Here is a 15007-nt window from a genome sequence, read left to right as displayed (position 1 = left end):
TGGTTCTCCTCTTCTAGGCTTCGAGGCCGGGCCAGCCCGGCATCGGGAAGGGTACGTAGCGGGGTGGGCCGAAGGCCTGGCGGGCGGCCGCGTCGATGGCCTCGAGGAGCGCCCAGCCCTCGCCTCGGCCCTCGCCGGTGGCCCAGCGCTCCAGCAGATCGTCGAGGGGGGGCGGCGCCGGCGTGTCGCCGAGGGTCCAGCGGATGCAGCGGGCGGCCATGGTGAGATCGGTCGCCGGGCGGGCCTCGCCGCCCGCCCAGGCAGCCTCCGGGTAGAGCTCGCGTCGCGCGGCGGTGAAGGCCGGCAGCGGCTCGCCCGCGCGGACCGAGCGCGACCAGCCGACGAGGCGCACGCCATGATCCCGGGCATGGATCAGCAGGTGCTCGGGCAGCACCCCGCCGTGGACCTGGTCGGACTGGTGCAGCCAGGCGAGCAGCTCGACGATCCGCTTCCAGAGCCAGACCGCCGCCTCGGGCGCGACGCCCCGGGGGTAGGCCTGCCGGACGTCCTCGAGGGTGTGGATGAAGCCGGGGGCGTGCCGGAAGACCGACACCGGGACGCTGCCCTCGGTGCCGTGGAGTCCCAGGCGAGCCTCTCCGTGCGCGACCGGCTGGGGCAGGAGGCGGGTGAAGTGGTCGCGGCCCTGGCGGGTGGAGCGCTGGAGGGCCTCGAGGATCGACCAGGCCTGCGCGAGCCGCTCGCGGTGCTCCGGATCCCGCAGCACCGCCACCACCACCTGCTCGGTGAGCCGGTGATCCCGGCGGCCGAGGTGGACGTCGGAGCACTCCCCCCTCGCCAGCCTCCCGAGGAGCACGTAGCGCCGGCCGCCGATCCAGAGCCGGGGGCGGTCCGGATCCGGCAGATCCTCGTCGCGGGTCTCGACCAGGCGCAGCCTGCCGTACTCCGGGATCAGCTCGGTCGCGCAGTACTCGCAGTGCACGATGCCGGTCGCGGCCCGGGCCGGCAGGGGCGCCCCGCAGCGGGGGCAGAGCTCTTCGACGAAGGTCGGCATGGTCCGCGCTCGTCCTCGCTCCTCTCTAGCTCGCCTCTTCGGCCGTGGCCTCGAGGCCGGCCTCGTGGGAGAGCCGATCGGCGCAGTCGGGGCAGCAGCCGTGGCTAAACTTCGCCTGACTGTGCCGGGCGAGGTAGCTCTCGACCTTCTGCCAGTAGCCGGCGTCGTCGCGGATCTTCTTGCAGTAGAGACAGATGGGGAGCAGCCCGGAGAGGGCCTCGAGGTCGGCGTGGGCCACCTTCAGCTCTCCGCGCAGCCGCTCCTGCTCGAGCTCCGCGCTCTTGCGGGGTGTGACGTCGAGCATCACGCCACGCCAGATCTCCTGGCCCTCGTGGGTCTCGTCGCTGGGCATCGAGGTCAGGTGGAGCCACTTCGTCTCGCCGGAGCGGGCGAGGATCCGGAACTCGGAGTCGAAGCGCGTCCGGCTCTCGTTGGCCTCCTTGTCCTCGGCGAGCAGCCGCTCGAGGTCCTCCGGGTGCACCGCGCCCCAGAGCTTCATCGCGTCCTCCATGGCCTCCGGGGCGCTCCAGCCGAAGAGGTCCTCGACCTGCGCGCTCACGTAGATGAACTTGCTGCTGCCGTCCGGCCAGCGCACGTACTCGTAGAGCGCGCAGGGCAGGGTCGCGATCAGACGGTCGAGGCTCTTCTCGTTCATCCTCTCCTCAGGCGTCAGGCTCGGGAGTCGACCTTCTCCAGCGCCGCGGGCAGGGCGTCGGCGAGGCGCTGGTACTGGGCCCGGTGGTTGTAGAGGTGCGCCGAGATGCGCACCAGCCGGCCGAGCGGCGCGGGGAAGGGGACGATGGGCACCTCGATCCGGTGGTCCGCGAGGAGGACCTCCTGGAGGGGGTCGAGGTCGAGGTGGGGGCGCGCCTCGGGCCGGGGCCGGTCCGGGAGGGGGAGGGCGGCCAGGGTGCCGATCATCGCGTCGGGGGCGGTCCGCTCGATCTCGAGGGCCTCGCAGAGGAGATCGCGCGCCTCGAGGCAGAGGGCGCGGTTCCGCGCCCGGATCGCCGGCCAGCCCCCCTCGACCGTGGCCTCGAGGAAGCGCAGGGCCTCGGCGGCGCTGAGCCAGGCGGTGGGATCGTCGGTGCCCACCCAGTCGAACTCGGGGTGGAAGCGGTCGAGGCCCGCCGCCTCGAGGCTGGCGCCGTGGGAGATCACCACCGGGCGCACCTCGCGCCGGCGATCCTCGCGGACCCAGAGGAAGGCCGCGCCCTTGGGGGCGCAGCACCACTTGTGCCAGTTGCCGGTGTAGTAGCTCGCCCCCAGGGCGGGCAGGTCGAGCTCGACCATCCCCGGGCCGTGCGCGCCGTCGACCAGCACGGCGATCCCGCGCCGCTCGAGCTCGGGGACGATCGCCTCGATGGGCAGCACCAGGCCGGTGGGGCTGGTGATGTGGTCGATCAGGAGCAGGCGGCTGCGATCGCTCACCGCGTCGAGGACGCGCTCGACGACCTCGGCCGGATCCTTCAGGGGGAAGGGCAGCTCGATCACCTTCACCGTCGCCCCCGCCCGCCCGGCGACGAAGCGCAGGGCGTTGGCGCAGGCGTTGTAGGCGTGGCTCGTGGTGAGCAGCTCGTCGCCGGCCTGGAGCTCGAGGCTGCGCAGCACGGCGTTCACCCCGGTGGTGGCGTTGTTCACGAAGACCAGGTCCGCGGGGCTCGCCCCGACGAAGGCGGCCAGCCGGGCGCGAGCCTCGTCCAGCCGGGGCTGCAGCCGGCGCACCATGAAGCTCATCGGCTGCCGCTCGAGCTCCTCGCGCAGGGCCTGCTGGTGGTCGAGCACGGCCCGGGGGCAGGCTCCGAAGGAGCCGTGGTTGAGGAAGTCGAGGCCCTCCTCGAGGACGAAGCGCTGACTCCAGGCGCTACTCACTGGCGCGCTCCAGGCGGCAGCCCTCGGTGGCGGAGATCCACCGGGCGCGGCCGCTCCAGAGGCCGAGGGCGGCCGCCGAGACGACCTTGTGCTTCTCGTCCACCCGGAAGGTGGCGACCGGCGGGCTGGCCTTGGTCCAGGCCTGGCAGTACTCGGCCGTCTGGTTCATCACGAAGCGGCAGGAGCAGACCTCCTTCGCGGTGTAGGCGGTGATCAGCTCGAGGTCGTTGTTGGCGTAGGGCCGCGGGTGGTCGTCACCGCAGGCGGCGGCGCCCGAGGTGAGGGCGGCGAGGCCGAGGAGGAGAAGCAGGCGCTTCATGGCGTCTCCCTCCCCACGGCGAGGGCCAGCTCGAAGAAGGTGTTGCGCTCGAAGCTGCCGTCCCGGTCGTCGGCCACCCGGACGATCACCATGTCCAGCGAGGGGATGATCACGATCTGCTGACCCCAGTGGCCGTTGGCCATGAAGGCGTCCTCGGGCAGGGCGGGGTAGGGCGTGCTCACCTCCTGCGCCGGCACCGGCTGGTTGAGCCACCACTGCCAGCCCTGCACGTCGGTCTCGCCGGTCTCCCGGGGATCGTTCTCGAAGGGACGGGAGACGGTGGTCGAGCTGTCCATCCAGCCGACGGGCAGCAGGCGGGCGCCCTCCCAGCAGCCGTCGTCGAGGGCGAAGAGGCCGAAGCGGGCCAGGTCGCGGGCGGTGGCGTAGAGGTAGCTGGAGCCGATGGGGACGCCCCGGGCGTCGCGCTCGAGCACCGCCGTCCGCATCCCGAGGCGCTCGTAGAGCAGGGCGTGGGGCCACTCGCGGCCGTGGAGGGGCTCGAAGGCCGAAGCGAGCACGCCCGCGAGGAGCGTCGTGTCCCCCGAGGAGTAGGTGTAGGTCTCGCCGGGGGGGTGCCGCAGCGGGTGGGAGGTGATGAAGCGCACCACGTCCTCCCGGCCCTCGCCGTAGAGCATGGCGAGGACCGAGGACTGCTGGTTCGACTCGTTCTCGTAGGTCTCCTTCCAGTCGATGCCGCTGGCGAACTCGAGGAGATCCTGCACGGTGACGTCGCAGAGCTCCTCGAGGGCCGGCTCGACGTGGATGCAGATCGAGTCGTTGAGGTTCAGGAGGCCGCTGCCCACGGCGATGCCCGTCAGCGCGCTCATGGTGGACTTGGTGACCGACCAGGCCAGGTGGGGCATCTGGTAGGTCCAGCCCCGGGCGTAGTGCTCGTAGACGATCTCGCCGCCCTGGACGATCAGCACCGCGTCGGTGCGGGGGCCGAGGCGCTCGGCGTCCTCGCCCTGGAGGGTGAAGGCGTAGTCCTCGAGCGCGGCGATCTCGGCGGCGCGCGAGCTCTCGACCAGGCCGGCCCGCGAGGACCAGACGTCGGTGGGGTAGAAGGCGCGGCTCGGGCAGCTCTGGGCGCGCGCCTCCCCGGCGCCGAGGAGCGCGAGCACCGAGAGGAGGAGGGCGACGCGAGGGGCGCGGCTCATGGCTTCCCCCAGGGGAGGGTGAGGGTGACGACCGCCCCCAGCGCCAGGGTGTGGACCGCGGTGATGGCCACCAGATCGTTCGCCCGCTGGGTGTTGAAGCCCGAGAGAGCGGTGAGGGCGAAGCCGAGCACCTGCACCCCCAGGGCCAGCCAGAAGGCGGGCGACCAGCCGATCTCCCGGTCGGAGAAGAAGAGGCCCACCCCGTAGGAGGCGAAGGTCACGGCCAGCGGCGGGAGCGCCAGGTAGAGGAGGGCGGCGGGGAGGGCCGCGGCCAGGAGGTTGCCGGGTCCCCGGCCGATGGCGCCGCTGATGATCGCGGTGGTCGGCAGGCTCAGGGAGCCGGCGATCAGGCCCGCCACCAGCTCGTGGGCCCAGGGTCGCTTCACGCGGGCGCTCGCGGCGGCGGGCGCCTCGGGGGCCGGCGCGGCCACGGCGGTGGCGGCCTCGGGCGCGGGCGGCTCCTCGGTCGCGGCCTCCGGCGCGGCGGCCGGGGGCGTCTCCTCCGGCGCCGCCTCGGGCGCCGGCGCGGGGCTGGCCTCCGGCTCGGCCGGCGCGCCGGCCTCCTCGCTCTGGTAGGTCGCCGGGCCGAGGCGGAGGGCCTCGCCGAGGAGGGTGGGGGTGGCGGCCCGTCCGGCGCGCGGCAGGAGCAGCGCCGCGAGCAGTCCGGTGGCCAGCAGCCAGCGGGGAGGAGAGGTCTTCCAGGGCATGGCCAAGAAAGTAGTACGAAAGAGAGGCTGCGGGAGAGGCCCGCGGAAGGGCCCTTACGTCTCCCCGGCCGCGGGTGCCCGCCGTCTCCCGGGGCGGCGCGCCGGGTGCTAGTTTGAAGGCGTTCGAAAAGGGGCGGCAACGCGAGAGGAGCGAGGGTGACGATGCGAGCCAGAACGTTGATCCTGTGGTGCCTGGTGGCGGCCCTGCCGGGCGCCACCGCCTGCGCGGGCTGCGAGCGCGACGCCGGGGTCGAGTGCACCCACAGCGGTGACTGCGCGGCCGACCAGACCTGCATGGACAACCTCTGCGTCTCCCTCGGCGGCGACGACGGCGGGAACTGGTGGGAGAACGACGGCGGCACCGACGGCGGCACCGACGGCGGCGCGACCGACGGCGGCGGCGGCGACGGGGGCGGCAACAACGGCGAGCTCTGCGGCAACGGCTTCGACGACAACGGCGACGGCGTGATCGACGAGGGCTGCCCCTGCACGGTCGGCGCGGCCCAGACCTGCTGGCCGGGGACGGCCGAGCGCCGGGGGAAGGGGGCCTGCCGCGACGGCGCTCAGGTCTGCCAGACCTTCGGCGATCTCGACGCCTGGGGCACCTGCGAGGGCGCGGTGCTCCCCGCCACCGAGGTCGCCGGCAACGGCATCGACGAGGACTGCGACGGCGCCGACGGCCTCGTGGTCTGCACCGGCGAGGTCGAGATCTGCGCCAACGGCGCGGACGACGAGTGCGATGGCCTCACCGACTGTCAGGACCCCGACTGCCGCACCTCCTGCTCCGTCTGCGACGCGACCGAGAGCGGCTGCAACGACGGGGACGACAGCGACTGCGATGGCCTGCGCGACTGCGACGATCCGGACTGCATCCTCGACCTGACCTGCCTCAACGGTGGCTGCACGCCGCAGTTCTTCGTGGAGATCGATCCCTTCACCTGCGGGGACGGGGTCGACAACGACTGCGACGGCAAGACCGACTGCGGCGACCAGGACTGCAAGAACCCCGGCAGCTGCGGCTGCACCCAGTACGAGGCGGCCTGCGGCGACAACGAGGACAACGACTGCGACGGGCACACCGACTGCGCCGACGCCGAGTGCGAGGCCTGCGCGCCCGGCGCCACCCGCTGGTGCGACGAGCCCTCCCAGTGTCACTGGGGCACCCAGGAGTGCGACGCCAACGGCCGCTGGGGGACCTGCTACGAGACCAACAGCGCGCCGAGCGGCTGTGATCCCGATGGGCTCTACAGCCTCGACTGCTGCCTCGCGGCGGGGCAGTGCTGCGAGAACTACCCCACCGACCAGCAGTCGCGGGGCAACTGTACGGGCGTCGTCACCCAGGCGTGCCAGTAGGTCTCTTCAGGTCGTCCCTCCTCGTCGTCCTCTTCGGGCTGGGGGCCTGCCGCGGCGCCGGCCCCTCTGCTCCGGGACCCCCGGGCTTCGGCCCGGGCCTCTCCCTGCCCGCCCCCTCCCTCGCCGACGGCGCGGACGACTGCCTGGACGTCGCCGGGCTGCGGGTCTGCTGGCCCGCGGAGGGAAGGCCGCCCCGCCTCCTGCCGCGAGCGGTGCCTCCCCTCGACGTCCCCGGAGGCTGGCGCTGCTGGGGAGCGGGTGAGGCCCGCCGCTGTCGGCCGCGCGCGGTGGGCGCCGGTCCCTGGAGATGCCAGGCAGGAGGGGGCTGTCGCCGCGTTCACCCTCGCCGCCCGGACGACGGGGAGTGGGAGTGCACCGAGACCGCGGGGGTGGTGATCTGCCGCCACCACGGCGAGAGCGCCGGGGTGATCGCCGGCCCCCCCGACCCCGCCTGGCGCTGCGGAGGAGACCCGCGGATCTGCGTGGACCTCTCGCCCGATCTCCCGCCCGGCCACGAGGCCGGCGACCTCGTCTGCCGCTTCACCCTCGCGCCGGGGGAGCCCCGGGCCTGCGTGTCCCCGGGTCCGGAGGGCGCGCCGCGCGTGGGCCAGGCCTGCGCCGCCCAGACCGAGTGCCCGGAGGCCACCGCCTGCCTCTCGGGCCACTGCCTGCCGCCCCGGGCGCCGGCGCCCACCTGCTGGACCTCCCGCGACTGCGGCGGCGGCGCCTGCCGCCTGGGCCAGTGCGAGGAGGGGGCCCCGTGAGCGTCGGGCGCGCGATCGCGATCGGCCTCGTCCTCCTGCTGGGCGCCTGCGCCGATCCGGCGAGCAAGAAGCCCTGCGCCCTGATCTGGGTGAAGGGAGAGCCGGGCGCGGGCCTCGAGCTCGGCGCGCTGCGCTGGGCGCCGGCCGGGGCGATGAGGGCGATCCCCGGCGCGCCTCCCGGTCAGCGCCTCCTCCAGGTGCTGCCCGAGGGGCAGGGGCGCCGGGTGCGCCTCGAGCTGCCCGGGGCCTGCCCGGTCGAGCTGGAGGCGCCCGGCTGCGGCAAGCTCCTGCCGGTCGAGCTCCAGGGTCGCCATGGCGCGGGGGGAGCGCGGCGCGTGCTCGGCGCGCTGCGGGGGGAGGTCCACCTCCCCGACCGCTGCCCCGAGGCCGGAGAGGGGCGCCTCGAGTGGCGCGTCGCCGCCGGGGAGGAGCGCGTCCATCCGACGCAGGAGGAGGGCCGGCGCGTCCCCGTCGCCCTCGTCGAGCCGCTGCCCCCGCCCGCCCCCGAGGGTGGCGTCGTGCCGCGCTCGCCCGCGCAGGCGGTCGGGCTGGAGCTGCGGGGGCGCTTCCTGGCCGGCAAGGCGAGCTACGAGCGCTCGCTGCGGATCGACGCCTGGCCCCGGGCGACGGGCTTCCCCGCGGTGGCCCTCGGGCAGTCGGTGGCGCTCGCGGAGGCCGACCTCGCGCCGGCGCGGATCCCGGCCGGAGGAGAGGAGGCCCTCTCGCCCGCCGCGCCCGCCACCGGGGGGCGCGCCACCTTCCGGCCCACGGTGCCGGGGCGCTACTTCCTGCGCCGCCCGGACGGGAGCGAGCTGCAGCTCTCGGCCCGCCGCCACGATCGCACCCGGATGGACTGCGGGCGCGCCGACTGCCACCCGGCCGAGGCGCGCGCGTTCGCCCGCGGGGCCATGAGCACCATCGGCCGGCGGGGCCTCGAGGGGGAGCTCGGCCCCGACTTCGATCCGCGCTGCGCGATCGCCTGCCACGGGACCTCCGAGCCCGGCCTCCCGGATGGCGGCGCGCTCCACGTCGCGCGCGAGCTCGGCTTCGCCCTGCCCGAGCGGGGCGCGCCCGGCACCTGGGAGAGCCTCCCCCGGGATCTGCGGCGGGTGGCGGGGATCGGCTGCACCCCCTGTCATGGGCCGGGCAGCCTGCCGGACCACCGCTCGAGCTGGGTGATCCTGCGCTCGTCGGTCTGCGCCACCTGCCACGACGCGCCGCCCCGCTACGGGCTGGTCGAGCGGTGGCGGCAGGGCGCCATGAGCCGCGCCGACCTTCGGCCCGAGACCCGGCGGGGGCCCTGCGCCCGCTGCCACACCACCGGCGGCTTCCTGGAGTCGATCGGCGATCTCTCCCGCCCGGTGGTCCCGGAGGGCGAGGCCCAGCCCGGCCCGGCGGGGATCGCCTGCGCGGCCTGTCACGCCCCCCACCGGGAGGACGCCGGCCCCTTCGGCCTGCGCCAGCCCCCGATCCCGCCCCACCTGCGGATCGAGGCGCCGCCGGAGGAGGTCCGGGTCTGCCTGCCCTGCCACGCCGCGCCCCCGGACGAGGGGGCTCCCCGGAGCAGCGTGGCCGACCTCTATTATGGAGGCAGCGAGGAGAACCCCCACCGGGAGGTCCCCGGAGCCTGCCTCGGCTGCCACCCCCTCAAGGATTTCAAAGTTAATTCAAAGGTTTGCGTCGAATGTCACGAGGAGGGGCTCCCGCCCGACCCGAGCGCCACCCTCCGGAGGGAGGCCCTGCGCCTCCTGGGACAGCCGGCGCCCCCGGGCGGGGAGCACCTCCCCTGGCGCCTCCCGGCCGATCCGGACCGGGCGCGGGCCCAGCACCTGGCCGGGCTGGTGGCGGCGGATCGGGCCGCGGGCGTCCACGGGCCGGCCCGGGCGCGGGCCCTCCTGGGAGAGGCGGCGACGATCCTCGATCCCGATCCTTGACAGGGAGGGGGGCATCCGCCTAATTTCCGCCTCCTTGCGCCGTCGGGGAATGAAGCCCTCGGGCTCATCCGGCGGGGTGAAACCACGTTTTCAGCAGTATCTTTCGTTAGGAGCATCGAGATGTACGCCGTGATTGCCACCGGTGGAAAGCAGTATCGCGTCCAGAAGGGCGACGTGGTGCGGGTCGAGAAGATCGACGCCGAGCCAGGCGCGACCCTCGACTTCGACGTGCTGATGATCGGCGGGAGCGAGCCCAAGGTGGGCACTCCGCTGGTCGACGGCGCCAAGGTCACGGCGAAGGTCGTGCGCGAGGCGAAGCACAAGAGGGTCATCTCCTTCAAGAAGTGGAAGAACGGTTGGTCCAAGATCCGGGGCCACCGTCAGCTCTTCACCGAACTCGAGATCACCGGAATCGAGGCCTGACCCATGGCTCACAAAAAAGGACAGGGTTCCTCCCGGAACGGTCGCGACTCCAAGCCCAAGTTCCTCGGCGTGAAGAAGTACGGCGGCGAGGAGGTCCGGGCGGGCAACATCATCGTGCGTCAGCGCGGCACCCGGATTCACCCCGGCAAGAACGTCGGGATGGGTCGGGATCACACGCTCTTCGCTCTCATCGACGGCCACGTGGCCTTCGAGCGCAAGGGTCGGGACCGGAAGCAGGTCTCGGTCCAGCCGCTCGCCGAGGCGTAAGCTGCGATCGGGCCGATCGGATCCTCCGGTCGGCCCTCACGCTAGCCACGAGCCTGCGTCATGAAGTTCGTCGACGAGGTTCGCCTGCAGGTGAAGGCAGGAGACGGCGGCCGCGGCTGCCTCTCCTTCCGTCGGGAGAAGTTCGAGCCCAAGGGTGGGCCGAACGGCGGTAACGGCGGCCGGGGCGGAGACGTCATCCTGGTCGTCGACGAGGGGCTCTCGACGCTCCTCGACTACCGCTTCAACCCGCTGCAGCGCGCAGAGCGCGGCCACCACGGCATGGGCAAGGACATGCACGGGCGCGCCGGTGAGGACCGCGTGCTGCGCGTGCCGCCGGGCACGCAGGTCTTCGACGAGGAGACCGACGAGCTCCTCGGCGATCTCACCGAGGTCGGCGATCGCCTCGTCGTCGCCCGGGGCGGTGACGGAGGCCGGGGCAACAAGGCCTTCACCACCTCGGTGAACCGGGCCCCCCGCCGGATCGAGCCTGGCTGGCCGGGCGAGGAGCGGCGCCTGCGTCTGCAGCTGAAGCTGATGGCGGACGTGGGCCTGCTGGGCTTCCCGAACGCCGGCAAGTCCACCTTCATCCGGCGGGTGAGCCGGGCGCGGCCGAAGGTCGCCGACTATCCCTTCACGACCCTCGTCCCCAACCTCGGCCTGGTCGAGCACAAGGGTGAGACCTTCGTGCTCGCCGACATCCCTGGCCTCGTCGAGGGCGCGGCGGAGGGGAGGGGCCTCGGGCATCGCTTCCTCAAGCACGTCGAGCGCTGCCGGGTGATGCTGCACCTCGTCGACGGGATGCCTACCGAGGAGGGCCGCGATCCGGTCGCGGACTACCGGGCCCTGCGCGGCGAGCTCGAGCGCTACAGCGCGGAGCTGGCGGCGCGCCCCGAGATCCTCGCGGTGAGCAAGGCCGACCTGCCGGACGCGCAGGCGGCGGCTCAGCTGCTCGAGGAGGAGATCGGGCGCAAGGTGATCCTGCTCTCCTCGCCGACGGGGGAAGGCGTCGAGGCGGTGCTCGATGCTGCGCTGGAGGCGATCGCCCAGGCCCTGGAGACCGAGCGAGAGCAGAGAGAGGCCGGGTACGGCGACGACGACGACGGAGACGGGGACGAAGAGTGAGCCGGCGGAAGAAGCTGCACGCGGACGGAACCCCCGTGCCCCGCCGGACCGCGGTCTCCCGCCCGAAGGTGCCCGAAGAGGAGCTCGAGAAGCTCGAGGCCCTCACCGACACCCTCCCCGAGGCCCTGCAGCAGTTCCGCGCGCTGGGGATCATCGGCGCCGAGCGCCGCTACCGGATCGAGGAGGCGCTGCGCCACCGCACCCGCACCCTCCTGCCGCTCCTTCAGGGCATCCACGATCCGCACAACCAGGCGGCGGTGATCCGGAGCAGCGAGGCCCTGGGCATCCAGGAGATCCACGTCGTCGACTCGGTGAAGGCGCCCTTTCGGCCCTCGCCCCGGGTGACCCAGTCGACCCACCGCTGGACCGAGGTGCACGTCCACCCCGAGCCCGAGGTCGCCGTCGAGCGCCTGCGCGCGCGCGGCTTCTCCGTGCTGGCCACCGCCCTGCGCGACGACGCGCTCCCCCTGCACGAGGTCGACTTCAAGCGCCCGACGGCCGTGCTCCTGGGCAACGAGTCCACCGGCCTCTCCGAGGAGCTGGTCGACGCCGCCGACGGCGCGGTGATGATCCCCATCTACGGCCTGGCCCAGAGCTACAACGTCTCGGTGGCGGCGGCCCTCACGCTCGCCGCCGCGGTGGAGCAGCGCCGACGGGCCTGGGGCAGCCCCGGCGACCTCGACGAGGCCAGCAAGGCGCTCCTGCGCCTGCGCTACTATCGTTCGGCCGCCGGCCGGCGGGTGCCGCCCAGCCTGGCCGTACGCCTGGACGAGCTTGAATCATCCCTGCTGGCTGCCGTCGATACCGACTGAACGCAGCCCCTCCATACGCACCGGCAGCGCACAGGAGCCGCCCATGTTCACCGCCAGCACCACCACCGCCCTCCTCAACCTCGTGGCGGCTCAGGTCTTCGCCGCCTCGGCCGTGAGCGTGACCCTGCCCTCGCCCGTGATCCTCGTCACGGCCCAGCACGCGCCGGTGGTCCTGGCCCAGGCCGCCGCCGAGCCCGAGGCGCCCGCCGCGGCGAAGCCGGCGAAGAAGCCGGCTCCGAAGAAGCCGGCCCCGGTCACCGCGCCTGGGCCCCAGGCCGCGCCGGACGCCGCCGAGCCCGCGATGGCGCTCACCGCGAAGGTGCAGGCCTTCTACGAGGAGACCGCCGACTTCACGGCCAGCTTCGAGCAGCGCTACACCTACAAGATCCTCGGCCGGACCTCGAAGAGCAGCGGGACGGTCTCCTTCAAGAAGCCGGGCCTGATGCGCTGGGACTACCTGAAGCCCCGGCCCAAGGCCTTCATCGTCGACGGGGAGACCCTCTGGATGTACTCCCCCGAGGATCACAGCGTCATCAAGCGCCCGAACTTCGAGCCCGACTCGCTCTCGAGCTCGATCACCTTCCTCTGGGGCAAGGGCAAGCTCGCCGACGAGTTCGACATCACCCTGGCGGCCGAGAACACGCTGAAGCTGGTGCCGAAGACGGCGCAGCCGGGCTTCGCCTCCCTGCGCTTCGTGGTCGACCCGAAGACCGGGCAGGTCCTCGAGTCCACGGTGTTCGACGCCCAGGGCAACACCAACCACATCATCTTCTCCAAGGCGAAGCTGAACACCGGCCTCGACGCGAAGCAGTTCGAGTTCACCCCCCCGAAGGGCGTGAGCGTGCAGGTGCTCGGCGACGACGGCCTGCAGTAGGCCTTCAGAGGGCGTCGCGAACCCGATCGCCCTCCAGCTCCCCCGCCTCGATGGCGGCGAGCGTGGAGCGGACGAGGTGGATGAAGCCCACGTTGCCCAGGGTGAAGGCGACGGTCCCCCAGACCTCGTCCTGGGGGAGGGCGCGCCGGATGGCGTGCGCACCGAGGCCCCGGGCGTGCAGGCGGGCGATCTCGCCCACGAGCTCCTCAAGGAAGCCCAGCTTGCGCCGGAGGCGCTCGGGGCCGCCGGTCTCCACCGGCCGGTGGGCGCAGAGCAGGCCCTCGAAGTCGAGGGTGGCGGCGCGCCGCAGGGAGCGGATCTGATCGGCGATCCGCTCGTCGGCGCGGAAGTACTTGATGCGATCGGCCAGGTAGAGGTCGCCCGAGAAGAGCAGACCCCGCTCCCGATCGAGGAAGATGGTCAGGTCCTTGCTGTGGCCGGGCGTGTGGATCGGCTCGAGGCGCACGCCCTCGCCCTCCACCACCTCCGGCAGGGGCGCGACCTCGAGGGGGGCCGCCCTCCCCCAGACGAGCTCCTGGTAGGGGAGGATCCGGAAGCCGCCGCGCAGCTTCTCGGCGCAGAGGGGGTGGCCGAGGACCGGCGCGCCGGTCGCTCCCTGGATCGCCGCGGCGTTGCCCGAGTGGTCCTCGTGGTGGTGGGTGAGGAGCAGGCGGGAGAAGGGCCTCTCGGTGGCGAGCCCAACGACCTCCGGCTGCATCCGGCTCTGGCCGCTGTCGATGAGCAGATCCCCGACCCGGTAGAAGCGCACGGTCATGAAGGGCTGCCCGAGGTGGGAGTAGCCCAGCTCGTAGGCCTCGACGTCGCCGTGCCGGTGGCGCCGGACGATCCGCACGGCCCGCTACCTCTCTCCGATCACGGCCGAGTAGTCGTGAGCCAGGGGGCGCACCTCGGCGCAGGGCCGGCAGAGGGCCGAGGCGAGGCCGGTGTTGCGGCGGGTGCGGCCCGCGACCGCCTTGAAGACCGGGCCGCTCTTCTCCTCGTCGCAGAGCAGGCCGTCGTTCAGGCTGCCGTCGGGCAGGTGGTAGGGCTCGTCGAGGGCGAGGAGGCACTCGCCGAGGCATTCCCGGCGCGTGTTGCGGGTGTTGAAGAACCAGATCCGCGCGCAGGGCCGGGTGAAGCCGAGGGCCTCGAGGCAGGCGATGGCCTCCTCGTCGGTGCCGGTCATCGAGCGCAGCCCGCACTCGCGCACCGGCTCGGTGAGGTCCGGGTAGCGCATGTAGACCGAGAGGTCCTGCAGCGACGAGCAGAGCCCGCAGGCGTCGTGGTGGGTGACCAGCGCGGTGCCGGCCAGGCCCAGGGGCAGCGAGCGCACGCGGTAGGTGCCCGGCTGCCCGATCTCCGGCAGCACCGCGCAGACCAGGTCGCCCAGCGAAGCGGGCGCCGTCCCGGCGGCGTAGGGGTCCTGCTCGGGCACCGCCGGGGCGTCGAGGAGGGTGGTCGCCGCCAGCGCGTCGATCGTCACCCCGTCGGGCGTGCCGGCGGTGAAGAGGGCGGCCTGGCAGGCGCAGGCCGCGCTGCACAGCTCCGGGCCCAGGTCGGTGTTCGCCGCCGGGCGGCCGAAGAGCGGGGTGCCGCAGCTCTCTCCTGGCGGAGGATCCTCTGGACAGCCCGTAAGCGAGAGGAGGAGCGTGGTGCGCATGGGCCTCACGGGAGAGGGGGCCTCTAGAGGCCGAGGAAGGTGATGGCGCCGCCGCAGAGCGCGATCGTCCCGCCGGCGAGGGCGTGATCCCAGCGGGCGAGGCTGGGCAGCGCGAAGCGGCGCAGGCCCAGGAAGAGCGCGGCGACCGAGGCCATCATCGTCAGCAGGGTCACGAGGCCGAAGACCAGGGCGACCCAGAGCACCAGCGAGGGGCTCTGCCGGGCGGCCGGGTACATGAAGAGGGGGATGAGCGCCTCGCAGGGGCCGAGGACGAAGACCACGAAGATCGCCCAGGGGGCGAGGCTCCCGCCCGCCCTCGCGTCGTGGACGTGGGCGTGCTCGCGGTGGTGGTCGTGCTCGTGGGCGTGGGCGACGCCTTCGTGGTGGTGGAGGTGGCTGTGCCGCCGGCGCTGGCCGGCGCGGCGGAGGCCCCAGGCGAGATAGACGAGGCCCACGGCCAGGAGCGCCCACCCCGCGAGGTCGCCGCGCTCCCCCTCCAGGCGGACCAGGGCGCCGAGCTCGGCGCCGAAGACGAGGCCGACGACCCCGAGCAGGACCGAGGAGAGGATGTGGCCCACCCCGCAGCCGAAGGTGACGGCCAGGGTGCGGCGCAAGGTCCAGCCCCTCGCCCGCCCCATCATCGTGAAGACCAGGTAGTGATCCGGTCCGAGGACGGTGTGGAGGAAGGCGATCGAGGCGGCCGTGGCGAGGAGGAGTTGGCTCTCGGACAT

17 protein-coding genes are annotated in these 15007 nt (G+C 73.4%); 8 read left to right on the top strand and 9 right to left on the bottom strand.

The annotated features are described in order from the left end of the window. Positions 1-13: 13 nt before the first annotated feature. The 6 genes from P1V51_09385 to P1V51_09360 are packed head-to-tail and all read right to left on the bottom strand — an operon-like array spanning position 14 to position 5067. Positions 14-1012, bottom strand: coding sequence for a hypothetical protein (locus tag P1V51_09385; GenBank protein ID MDF1563245.1), 999 nt, complete (start codon positions 1010-1012; stop codon positions 14-16). A gap of 25 nt (positions 1013-1037) precedes the next feature. After that, complete coding sequence (locus P1V51_09380) at positions 1038-1667, bottom strand: PAS domain-containing protein (protein MDF1563244.1); 630 nt, start codon at positions 1665-1667, stop codon at positions 1038-1040. Between the two features lie 14 nt (positions 1668-1681). Further along, the gene (locus P1V51_09375) at positions 1682-2884 is read right to left on the bottom strand and encodes an aminotransferase class V-fold PLP-dependent enzyme (protein MDF1563243.1); all 1203 of its coding nucleotides are present in this window, start codon (positions 2882-2884) and stop codon (positions 1682-1684) included. Continuing rightward, complete coding sequence (locus tag P1V51_09370) at positions 2877-3203, bottom strand: amidase (GenBank protein MDF1563242.1); 327 nt, start codon at positions 3201-3203, stop codon at positions 2877-2879. Before P1V51_09370 ends, P1V51_09375 begins: the two co-directional genes overlap by 8 nt. Continuing rightward, a complete protein-coding gene (locus tag P1V51_09365; protein MDF1563241.1) occupies positions 3200-4360 on the bottom strand; it encodes a serine hydrolase in 1161 nt (386 codons plus the stop codon). Before P1V51_09365 ends, P1V51_09370 begins: the two co-directional genes overlap by 4 nt. Further along, positions 4357-5067, bottom strand: a complete 711-nt coding sequence (locus P1V51_09360; protein MDF1563240.1) for a hypothetical protein — start codon at positions 5065-5067, stop codon at positions 4357-4359. Before P1V51_09360 ends, P1V51_09365 begins: the two co-directional genes overlap by 4 nt. 162 nt (positions 5068-5229) lie before the next feature. On the opposite strand from P1V51_09360, the gene P1V51_09355 reads away from it, so the two are divergent. The 8 genes from P1V51_09355 to P1V51_09320 all read left to right on the top strand — a co-directional run bounded on the left by P1V51_09355 (position 5230) and on the right by P1V51_09320 (position 12616). Beyond that, the gene (locus P1V51_09355) at positions 5230-6420 is read left to right on the top strand and encodes a hypothetical protein (protein ID MDF1563239.1); all 1191 of its coding nucleotides are present in this window, start codon (positions 5230-5232) and stop codon (positions 6418-6420) included. Further along, the gene (locus tag P1V51_09350) at positions 6411-7184 is read left to right on the top strand and encodes a hypothetical protein (GenBank protein MDF1563238.1); all 774 of its coding nucleotides are present in this window, start codon (positions 6411-6413) and stop codon (positions 7182-7184) included. The genes P1V51_09355 and P1V51_09350 overlap by 10 nt, the downstream gene beginning before the upstream one ends. Next, the gene (locus tag P1V51_09345) at positions 7181-9118 is read left to right on the top strand and encodes a hypothetical protein (protein MDF1563237.1); all 1938 of its coding nucleotides are present in this window, start codon (positions 7181-7183) and stop codon (positions 9116-9118) included. Before P1V51_09350 ends, P1V51_09345 begins: the two co-directional genes overlap by 4 nt. A 120-nt stretch (positions 9119-9238) precedes the next feature. Beyond that, the gene (gene rplU / locus P1V51_09340) at positions 9239-9541 is read left to right on the top strand and encodes a 50S ribosomal protein L21 (GenBank protein ID MDF1563236.1); all 303 of its coding nucleotides are present in this window, start codon (positions 9239-9241) and stop codon (positions 9539-9541) included. Between the two features lie 3 nt (positions 9542-9544). Then, on the top strand, positions 9545-9808 hold the full coding sequence (rpmA, locus tag P1V51_09335) for a 50S ribosomal protein L27 (protein MDF1563235.1): 264 nt from the start codon (positions 9545-9547) through the stop codon (positions 9806-9808). Positions 9809-9868: 60 nt separating this feature from the next. Beyond that, positions 9869-10930, top strand: coding sequence for a GTPase ObgE (gene obgE / locus P1V51_09330; protein MDF1563234.1), 1062 nt, complete (start codon positions 9869-9871; stop codon positions 10928-10930). Then, entirely contained in the window at positions 10927-11742 is an 816-nt protein-coding gene (locus P1V51_09325; protein MDF1563233.1) for an RNA methyltransferase, read from the top strand. The genes obgE and P1V51_09325 overlap by 4 nt, the downstream gene beginning before the upstream one ends. 43 nt (positions 11743-11785) lie before the next feature. Beyond that, positions 11786-12616, top strand: coding sequence for an outer membrane lipoprotein carrier protein LolA (locus P1V51_09320; protein ID MDF1563232.1), 831 nt, complete (start codon positions 11786-11788; stop codon positions 12614-12616). Between the two features lie 4 nt (positions 12617-12620). Here P1V51_09320 and P1V51_09315 read toward each other — a convergent pair whose 3' ends face one another. The 3 genes from P1V51_09315 to P1V51_09305 are packed head-to-tail and all read right to left on the bottom strand — an operon-like array spanning position 12621 to position 15007. Beyond that, the gene (locus P1V51_09315) at positions 12621-13469 is read right to left on the bottom strand and encodes an MBL fold metallo-hydrolase (GenBank protein ID MDF1563231.1); all 849 of its coding nucleotides are present in this window, start codon (positions 13467-13469) and stop codon (positions 12621-12623) included. 6 nt (positions 13470-13475) lie between these two features. Then, a complete protein-coding gene (locus tag P1V51_09310; GenBank protein MDF1563230.1) occupies positions 13476-14276 on the bottom strand; it encodes a hypothetical protein in 801 nt (266 codons plus the stop codon). A gap of 23 nt (positions 14277-14299) precedes the next feature. After that, on the bottom strand, positions 14300-15007 hold the full coding sequence (locus P1V51_09305; protein MDF1563229.1) for a sulfite exporter TauE/SafE family protein: 708 nt from the start codon (positions 15005-15007) through the stop codon (positions 14300-14302).

The organism is Deltaproteobacteria bacterium, assembly GCA_029210625.1.
GTDB lineage: Bacteria > Myxococcota > Myxococcia > SLRQ01 > SLRQ01 > JARGFU01.
This window is presented reverse-complemented; position numbering and strand designations above follow the sequence as displayed.

Coding starts and splice junctions, on each gene's coding strand:
- P1V51_09355 (MDF1563239.1), top strand. CDS start 5,230: ATGCGAGCCAGAACGTTGATCCTGTGGTGCCTGGTGGCGGCCCTGCCG.
- P1V51_09365 (MDF1563241.1), bottom strand. CDS start 4,360: ATGAGCCGCGCCCCTCGCGTCGCCCTCCTCCTCTCGGTGCTCGCGCTC.
- obgE (MDF1563234.1), top strand. CDS start 9,869: ATGAAGTTCGTCGACGAGGTTCGCCTGCAGGTGAAGGCAGGAGACGGC.
- P1V51_09380 (MDF1563244.1), bottom strand. CDS start 1,667: ATGAACGAGAAGAGCCTCGACCGTCTGATCGCGACCCTGCCCTGCGCG.
- P1V51_09320 (MDF1563232.1), top strand. CDS start 11,786: ATGTTCACCGCCAGCACCACCACCGCCCTCCTCAACCTCGTGGCGGCT.
- P1V51_09310 (MDF1563230.1), bottom strand. CDS start 14,276: ATGCGCACCACGCTCCTCCTCTCGCTTACGGGCTGTCCAGAGGATCCT.
- P1V51_09305 (MDF1563229.1), bottom strand. CDS start 15,007: ATGTCCGAGAGCCAACTCCTCCTCGCCACGGCCGCCTCGATCGCCTTC.
- rplU (MDF1563236.1), top strand. CDS start 9,239: ATGTACGCCGTGATTGCCACCGGTGGAAAGCAGTATCGCGTCCAGAAG.
- P1V51_09360 (MDF1563240.1), bottom strand. CDS start 5,067: ATGCCCTGGAAGACCTCTCCTCCCCGCTGGCTGCTGGCCACCGGACTG.
- rpmA (MDF1563235.1), top strand. CDS start 9,545: ATGGCTCACAAAAAAGGACAGGGTTCCTCCCGGAACGGTCGCGACTCC.
- P1V51_09370 (MDF1563242.1), bottom strand. CDS start 3,203: ATGAAGCGCCTGCTTCTCCTCCTCGGCCTCGCCGCCCTCACCTCGGGC.
- P1V51_09385 (MDF1563245.1), bottom strand. CDS start 1,012: ATGCCGACCTTCGTCGAAGAGCTCTGCCCCCGCTGCGGGGCGCCCCTG.